The organism is Amphritea pacifica, assembly GCF_016924145.1.
GTDB classification, from domain to species: Bacteria; Pseudomonadota; Gammaproteobacteria; order Pseudomonadales; family Balneatricaceae; genus Amphritea; species Amphritea pacifica.
This window is the reverse complement of record NZ_JAFFZO010000253.1, coordinates 1-255: the sequence shown is the minus strand read 5'-3', so window position 1 is coordinate 255 and position 255 is coordinate 1. Positions and strand designations below refer to the sequence as shown.

Sequence of the window (255 nt, the reverse complement as noted above, 5' to 3'; positions counted from 1 at the left end):
CACAGTTCTATACAGAACACGGCTTGCAGCGTTTTAAGGCGGTCAATTACCCATTGACGACGGTGTTCATAACTCTGTCCGGTTAATGAGTCTTCGCCACACAAAAACGCCCGCCGCACACAGCGGGTAATACAGTGATAATAGGGAGTGTCTGCGGTAGAAATAATCTGATGACGGGCACGGGTCATATGATTTCCTTAACATCCTTGTTTGAGGTATCAGCAGTATAGATCAGGCTTTTAGAATATGCCTGTC

1 pseudogene is annotated in these 255 nt (G+C 46.3%); it reads right to left on the bottom strand.

The window, feature by feature from the left end:
• Positions 1–188: pseudogene (locus JW499_RS22245) on the bottom strand (transposase); the annotation flags it as partial.
• Between the last annotated feature and the right edge of the window lie 67 nt (positions 189–255).